4 protein-coding genes and 1 pseudogene are annotated in these 6,135 nt (G+C 39.7%); 2 read left to right on the top strand and 3 right to left on the bottom strand.

From position 1 onward, the window contains the following. Positions 1–434 precede the first annotated feature (434 nt). Positions 435–572, top strand: a complete 138-nt coding sequence (locus tag H8B04_RS11460; protein ID WP_190302433.1) for a hypothetical protein — start codon at positions 435–437, stop codon at positions 570–572. A 590-nt stretch (positions 573–1,162) separates the two neighbouring features. Next, a complete protein-coding gene (locus H8B04_RS11455) occupies positions 1,163–1,474 on the top strand; it encodes a hypothetical protein (RefSeq protein ID WP_190302432.1) in 312 nt (103 codons plus the stop codon). A 40-nt stretch (positions 1,475–1,514) separates the two neighbouring features. Here H8B04_RS11455 and H8B04_RS11450 read toward each other — a convergent pair whose 3' ends face one another. The 3 genes and pseudogenes from H8B04_RS11450 to H8B04_RS11440 form a co-directional block, all read right to left on the bottom strand. Continuing rightward, a complete protein-coding gene (locus H8B04_RS11450; protein WP_223815394.1) occupies positions 1,515–2,873 on the bottom strand; it encodes a RagB/SusD family nutrient uptake outer membrane protein in 1,359 nt (452 codons plus the stop codon). Positions 2,874–2,908: 35 nt separating this feature from the next. Beyond that, a pseudogene (locus tag H8B04_RS11445) lies at positions 2,909–5,632 on the bottom strand (SusC/RagA family TonB-linked outer membrane protein); the annotation flags it as partial. Between the two features lie 15 nt (positions 5,633–5,647). Beyond that, positions 5,648–6,091: a hypothetical protein gene (locus H8B04_RS11440; RefSeq protein WP_190302429.1), complete on the bottom strand. Its 444-nt coding sequence runs from the start codon at positions 6,089–6,091 to the stop codon at positions 5,648–5,650. Positions 6,092–6,135 lie beyond the last annotated feature (44 nt).

The following is a 6,135-nucleotide window of genomic DNA, read 5'->3' as shown; positions in this document are numbered from 1 at the left end:
GGCAGTGGATTCGATCCAAAACTAGGTATAGAAACCTTGACAGCAACATAATGAGCCACTGCCGATAGTTAGTTGCCAAGACAAAATCGTTATCTGTTTATATAAAATCAAATCTAAAGGACAGCAACCAGAGCTTCTTTGTCACACGAAATAAGAGCAATATGAAATATACTGTGTGTAGTGTGCACATATAAAAGTGAAGCAATCAAGGACAGCGAAGTGTTTCAAGATCAGATCGTAGAGTTTGATACACCTGGAAAGCAACCTTAATATAAGGAAAGATGAGAGATTGAAACTTTCTTCAAACATCTAAAAAAGCGTTTAAAAGAAACCAGTTTTGTATAAACCTCAGAAAATGCAGTATATATCCAGATTTAGACTGCATTAATAGGTATAATACTATTTAAATACATTCAAAAGAAGGCCACATATGAATGGAACTTATCGAATCTGGTGAACTTTATTTGCTTGATTATATTGTGAAAATTGATCTTTGGAAATGGGCTAATGATCCATTCTTTTCAAGTAAACCTCCTAATAAAAAGGACCATATAAACTCTTCTAAAATCTAAGGTAGGCTATAATTGAATTTCTCACCTAAACTTTCATAATGAATAGAAGAAAGTAGGTTTTATACGTCATAAGTTTTATTTATGACAGTTATGATTTCATATTTATGTCCTTTGTTCCTTCATTATAAAATGTTATAAATATAGGCTTATATATGGAAACTCCACAAACTTATATTTAGTATTGAAAAATGGAAAGTCTATTAATAAATAGTCTTTTTTTTATAATATTAAGTTTCCCTATAGAGAATTTTTTCAAGTCGATGTCTCTTTAATTTAGCTTTTACTATTTATACATCTTAATTGGTCCCATAAAACGTTAGCTGTCTCATGTTTGAATATAAGACCAGAAAATTTCCAAAAAGACCATTTACTTAACAATAGATTTTCACAGCCAAACCTTAATTTCAGATAATTAAGGCAAGGGGCAGAGCCAGCCAAAGTGCTTATACAGCTAATATTTTTTGTTGGTTCACATCTTATAAAAATTCTAGCTGGTAAATAAATAATAAAGGACCAATAATTACTTATCGGTCCCATTCATTAATTAAACCTTATTCTTATAAAGAATAAGGTTTCAACTAATTAAAGTTATGAAAAAAAGCAAAACTTTTGCATTACCACTCATAGCCATGGTAATTGCAGCTTTCAGCATCTCTTTGATGTCTTTTAGATCTTCAAATGTCCAATCTTATGATTGGTATAATGTTTCTTTTAATCCATCTACTTCTCAGCATGATGTGGGCTCTTCTACCACAGCGCCAGCACCAACAGATGATTGTAATATTGGTCTAACTGGGGATATGTGTAAAATTGCAGTTCCTCAAGGGGTAACGCCTCCTTCACAAGTAGAAGATGATCCTGATGAATTAATAAAACAACAAGCTTTCCAAAGAGAACAATAAGCTTTTTACAAACTACGGTTAGGGCCTTTAGCCCTAACCATTATCTTTGCACCTGTTTATATCCATTTAATATTACCTCATCTTCGGGTAAAGGATAGATAAATTTAGAACTATTTGGAAGAAGTGTATAAACTGTCCCTTCAATATTTCTTGTTATTGTTCTTTCAAACTGAGGCTCTAAATTTAGCCTTCTTAAATCCTGCCATCTAACCCCTCTAAACACCAATTCTTTCCTTCGCTCCTGTAGGATAAAATCTAATAATGTCCCCTTGTCAAGAGAACTTATATCTCTAGCTGATCCATTAGCATAACGTTTGCTTAAAAACACATTCATAACATCTTTAGCTTTTATTAAATCATCCGTTCTTACACTGCTTTCAGCTAGTGTTAAGTATACCTCCGGTAGAGTAATAAATCCATGGAGGTCTACATTTCCATTATATGAACCTCTAAAAGTCGTATCCCCGCCATTTGTACTGGTAAAAAATCTTTCTTTGCGAAGGTCATGCTCCTGATAACTTCTAAGCAGAACAGAGTCTACTATGAGCCTGCTTTGAGCAATGACATTATTATAAAACATTACATCATACAGTAAAACTTCAGGATTTGTGGCACCAAAAAAGTCAAAACTGTACTCCATTGCTGGTTTTACAGCTACTTTATTGTAATCCAGTAATTCGGACTGCATCGAAAGCACCTTCTGGGCATACTCCTTGGCCCCGGAATAATCCTGCATCTGCAGATACACCCTGCTTAGCAGAGCTCTAAGGGCTATCTTTGAAGGACGAGATTTAAAGTATGTGCCATATACCGATGGTTTATCATCTTTCAAAAGCTCTTCTGCTTCCAAAAGATTCTCTACAATCTTATTATATGTCTGCTGCAAGGTGGACTGCTGCACTTTCTGGTCAATATCCGATTCTAAACGTAAGGGTAGACCAATAATGCCCTCTAAATTTTGCTTATCATAGGCTGCACAGAAAAACTGAGCTAACTGATAAAAACTATAGCTTCGCCAGAAAAGAGCCTGACCACGCACATCGTTATATCCTTTAATATCATATATATCATCCTTATTACGAGCCAATCCCTCCAATACAATATTACAATAGAGCACCTTCTCATACATCCTATTCCATATATCGCTCTGACTACCCTGAAAAATATCTTTCTGCCAGTTATAGGCATTTTTTACCCAAGGGGAACTAAGGGCATTCCACGTCTCGTCTTTCAGATAAAAATCTCCTGCACCAATCTCTCCCAGTAGATATGCTGAATTTAGATTCATCACTGCCGAGTAATCCATCACCGACTGAAAGTCCTCCAGGCTCTGGGGTACCACATTCTTCATATCACGCTTAAGGGATAAAAACTCTGGCGTACAGCTAAAAAGGAACATCAGGCCTACTATAAATATTAATAAACTTTTCATGGCTAAAAATTTAATTGTAAGGTAAACGAATAGGTCCGCTGTGGCGGATATAACGAATAAGCATAGGATGGGTCAACATTTATATCAGTCTTCTTCCACAATATCCCTAGATCGCGGGCATTCACCATAACGCTTAGAGATTCCATCCCCAAACGATGATTCAACTTTGTACCCCGCAGCCTATATCCCATATTTATATCGTGAAGACGGATATGCGAGGCTGACTGGAAATGTATCTGTGAACTCTGATATACCAAGTCCCGGTTAGCAATGATCGAGGAAGGCAGTGATGGTACCGACGTACTCAGCTCATCACCAGCCTGCTGCCAGCGCTCCTGAAACTCCTGATGACCTTTGGCATTATTCAAAAGATCCTGATAGTTCAGTGAACTTTTCTTAAATACATGCCCTGCGCTTAGCAGCATATTAAAGCTGAGCTGAAAGGCCTTATAGGTTAAGGTATGGCGCATCGATCCGCTATAAGGAGCTACCGAAACACCTACACGTAACAGATCATCTAGAGTTAAACCGCTCAGATAGCCTGTGTAATCTTTATTCAGCACCCCATCCTTACCAACAAGAGGAGAGCCATCTTCGGAGGAAAGACCCTGCCAGGGTAAAGCATAAAGCTGATCCAATGATTCCCCCACTACAGCATTTGTATTTACTCCAAGATAATTGGTTATAATAGGCTTACTCTCCAGCATATAATCTGTCACTTTATTACCCGTGTAGTTAAAAATCCAATCTGTCTGCCAGCCAACTTGGCCTGAGGTGTTGACCGTACGCAGCTCCAGGTCTATCCCTTTAGTATGTATTGATGCATAGTTAAGCCTATTGGTCATATTATACACCACTCCATTCTTATAAATCCCCGTTGATCCAGCAACAATGTTATTGCCTATTAGATCATTTGCTTTCTTGCTATACCATTCTACACTTCCAGATATTCGGCTTCCAAGCAGGCTAAAGTCCACGGCACCATTCAGATTGGAAACCTTCTCCCAGCGTAGCGAAGGGTTACCTATGTTTTGTAGCTTACCGCTTGGCTGCTGGGTATAGGTATCTACCATATAGCTTACTATAGGATAAACACTCTCGCGTTGGTTTACATTTCCGTTATGCCCATAGCTCAGGCGAAATCTTAAGCGGTCCACCCATTTAGTGCTAAAAAAGTCTTCCTCACTCATTAGCCAGGCTCCTCCAACAGACCATAACGGAACACCTCGTTGGTTGGCCTTAACACCAAACAGATTCGAGCCATCCCATCTACTGCTTGCAGAAAGCGTATATTTCTGTGTATAGCTATAGGAAACATTGCTATAATAAGACAGAAAACGGTCCGTGACATCGCTAAAGTTGCTAATCGCCTGAGCAATGCGCTGGCTGTTGCGCGGACGCGAAGGATATAGCTTGCTATAGTCAAAAAGTGAAGTTCCTGTTATCGTATTTTTATCGTATCCATACACCCTATACCCCGGAGCAGACTGCTGATTTACCTGCCTTATCTCGGCACCTGCAATTCCACTTAGATTATGTCTGTCCCATGCTCTATTATAATCAGCCTGAAGGCGACCCTGATGCCAATGGCTACTACCCCCTGACCCCTCACGAATACCTCCAAGGGGTATGACCCTACTCATATCACTCTGAGTAAAGGAATTAACCAGATCTCTAACTAAAAATGATTCTGGGCTGTAGTAATTCTCTCTATCGCTTTGGCTTCGCAGATACTGATATTTTAATCCCAGAGCGAATCTGCGAAATAATTTAAAGTTGGCTCCAGTAAAAATCCGAACCGTATTGCTGCTACCCGTAATATCATTCAGCTCTATTTCATCCAAAGGACGAAACTGCCAGTCTAATAATCCGAGTGCTGGGGCACCCTCTACATATGCGCTTCTATATTTTCTAGGAACAGCAAGGGCAGCACCATTTTCATCCTTCAGCCGCAGATATGGATATGGAAACTGAGCGGAATAGTTCTCCATAGGAACAATATCACTTATCCCTAGACCATTACTGGGAGAGCCGTCCTGTGAATAGTTCACCGATGCACGCAGATCTAACCACTTTGCAGGTTGATAGCTATCATTCATGCTCAGGGTCAACCTAGAGTAACCATTGCCACGTATATGTGATCTGTTATCGTCATAGCCAGAAGAAAAGTAATAGCTGTGGCCTGTAGAGCCCCCACTAAGGCTTACCTGCATCTGACGGTTCAGACCCAGCTGGTAGAGATTATCAAGTGCCTCTTTACGTATATCCTGTTCCTTAAGGAGATCGAGCTTCTGCTGGAGATCATCTGCGCTAATTTTACCATCGCGGTGTTGAATCAAAAGCTCCACTCCTGGGCTCAGCAGTGTCCAGTTATTCTCCACCATCATCTTTTTATCAAAGCGGAATTTCTCCACTTCAAGCGTACTGGCGGCATTCAAAAAATCTGGATTATATAACAGATCTGGCCGTGCTGTGGCCAGCATGCTGCCTGTTGCACTAATGCCTACCTTCTGATCATTCCTGCCTTTCTTTGTGCGGATAACAATAACTCCATTACCCGCTCGCGCGCCCCAGATTGAGGCCGCAGCCGCGTCTTTGAGAATCGTAATATCCTCCACATCATTCGGATTAATACTCGATATATCGCCATCATAAGGAAAATCATCTACAATAATCAACGGACTGGAATTTGACTGTATTGTAGCCAGCCCCCTCACCCGAAAAGATGCCTGTTTGCTGCCTTACTTATTGGCTGTGCCGCGAATGAAATTAACTCCATTTGCGACTCCTTCGAGTCTATCCAAGATATTTGTACTGGGCTCCCGCTGAATTAACTTATTTCCAACATGCGTAAAGCTCCCCGTAGCTCTTTCTTTAGGAATATTGTAATAACCGGTGCTTACAACCACCTCATCGATATATTGATGCAGCTGTTGTAACTCTATTTGAAGTGTATCCTCCGCTGATATTATACCAGACCACTTCAAATCAGAATAACCTGGAGCGCTGAAAATTAGTGTATCCCTTAAATTATAACGAACCTCAAATAGACCCTCCACATCAGCATATTGTACCTTTCGGCTTTTTAGATCTTGTATCTTTACTCCTTGAAGTCCGGCATTGCTGCCTTTACCCCTTACCTTGCCCTTAAGCGCAATTTGCTGACCATGTCCGGTAAGAGTCATTAACATTCCTGCTATTAATGGTATATATTTATAGAATATCTTCT

Source organism: Sphingobacterium litopenaei, assembly GCF_014692495.1.
In the GTDB taxonomy this organism is placed as follows: domain Bacteria; phylum Bacteroidota; class Bacteroidia; order Sphingobacteriales; family Sphingobacteriaceae; genus Sphingobacterium; species Sphingobacterium litopenaei.
Note: the sequence above shows the minus strand (reverse complement) of the source record. Positions and strands in the feature narration are given on the sequence as shown.

Excerpts from the sequence above, each read along its gene's own strand:
- H8B04_RS11455 (WP_190302432.1), top strand. The coding sequence starts at position 1,163 with ATGAAAAAAAGCAAAACTTTTGCATTACCACTCATAGCCATGGTAATT.
- H8B04_RS11450 (WP_223815394.1), bottom strand. The coding sequence starts at position 2,873 with ATGTTCCTTTTTAGCTGTACGCCAGAGTTTTTATCCCTTAAGCGTGAT.
- H8B04_RS11460 (WP_190302433.1), top strand. The coding sequence starts at position 435 with ATGGAACTTATCGAATCTGGTGAACTTTATTTGCTTGATTATATTGTG.
- H8B04_RS11440 (WP_190302429.1), bottom strand. The coding sequence starts at position 6,091 with ATGACTCTTACCGGACATGGTCAGCAAATTGCGCTTAAGGGCAAGGTA.